The sequence below is a fragment of the Methanobrevibacter sp. genome (assembly GCF_030539875.1).
In the GTDB taxonomy this organism is placed as follows: Archaea; Methanobacteriota; Methanobacteria; order Methanobacteriales; family Methanobacteriaceae; genus Methanocatella.
The window spans coordinates 1-1,705 of the sequence record NZ_JAUNXI010000040.1; the positions used below are offsets into that span (position 1 = coordinate 1).

The following is a 1,705-nucleotide window of genomic DNA, read 5'->3' on the forward strand; positions in this document are numbered from 1 at the left end:
CTACAGTTTCAACTGAATTCATTATTACAGTAATTGCTTCATATAAATCTCTTTGTTTTAACTCCTCAAAAACACAGTTAAACAAAATTCCCATAGTTCTTTTATCCTCAGAGCATCTTTTTAGTAAAGATAGAAATATAAATCTTGTAAATACAATTGCCACATGTGCATTAAGAGCATCAAAAGAAAGACTTTTAAATCCATTAACAAGTTTAAGGTTTGATTTACAAACCTTAAAAAAATCTTCAATACTCCATCTTCTAGAATATAATTTTATAATTTCTTCTTCTGATAATTCAAAATCTGTAGATAAAATAGCAATCCAATCTTTTTTACTAGTGCTATTATTTTTAACAAAGACTATTTTAACTGGTAACACATAATCATTATATTTTATTTTAGCCTTTACAGATAGAATATATTTTGATTTTCCAGGCCTTTTTTTAGCTATTTTATATATTTCTTTAATATTTAATTTATCACCATCATACATAAATTTCATTTTATTTTTTTTAAGCCTGCATATTACATCTAGATTAAGATTATTTTTTATTTGTGAAATTAGTGATGAAACAGCAAACCAACTATCAAATAAAACAATATCTGCATATATTCCTGAATTTTGAGCTTTTTTAATAAGAGAATACGCCATTTGTATCTTTGACTTTATAGCATCCTCTCTACGCTTAAAAGCAAGTGAACGCTTATCACATTTTTTAGCAGGGCAAAGAATATTTTTGGGAGATGAGCTAGAATGCACGTTATAACCGGCAGGGATAAAGGAGTGCCCGTCACTGTAACCCAAAGTAAGCAGCTTAAAACCTGTTTTAAACGATTTTTGGGTATGATCAAATACTCTTGCCTGTAGTTCTGTTTTCTTAGATCTATTTTTTTCTATTGTTGTATCATCAAGTACATAGCATTTTTTATTTGATGATGATGTCAAATATTCAATCTCATTGTTTATTACAGTTTTTGATATAGATGAAATAAATTTTTTCCAATTTATTTTTTCATTATTAACAAATCTATATAAACTATTTTTTGAAAAATCTTCATTAAATGTTTTATTAACAATTTGCATATACATGCTACTACCTTTAAATACATTTGAAAACCAGTATTTAAATAACTCTGATTCTGACACACCATTTGTTTTTCTTGCATTAGAATTATGAAGAAGACGTGATATATCAAACTCATTGAAAAAGCGATTTATACTACTATCAAAATTTACATTATTTGTTATATTATCAATACCAGTATTAAACATAATATATTTCCTCCATATCAGTAATTGTATAGTTACAATACACTAATACAGAAGATTTTTCTATAATTTTTTTATTAAAAAGTATTATTTAAATTGTATATTGTTATTTTTTACTTACTACATTGTCGTTATGGATACTATTACATCATAATAGTACACGCATAAAGCAAGCAATAATTATGCCAATTTATTGATATTTTCCGTAGTATCTACACCATGTTCTTTTTGATTTGACGCATTCAAGTGTTCCAGATAAATTAGGCTTGACTTCTTTATATTTACAGGTCCCTGCGAAATGACCATGCAACTTTTCGATTCTCTCAATGTAGTTTTGTATACGGAAAAAAAATTATAAAGAGGTTTGATTTACCCACCCATAAGACTTGATTAACATCTTGTTTTTACAGTAAAAATATGGTTTTAAAGCGGTGG

The 1,705-nt window shown here is 26.6% G+C and carries 1 protein-coding gene; it reads right to left on the reverse strand.

The window, feature by feature from the left end; genetic code table 11:
- A partial coding sequence (locus Q4Q16_RS09255) for a transposase (RefSeq protein ID WP_303347441.1) occupies nt 1-1,273 on the reverse strand: 1,273 nt, incomplete at its 3' end.
- Nucleotides 1,274-1,705 lie beyond the last annotated feature (432 nt).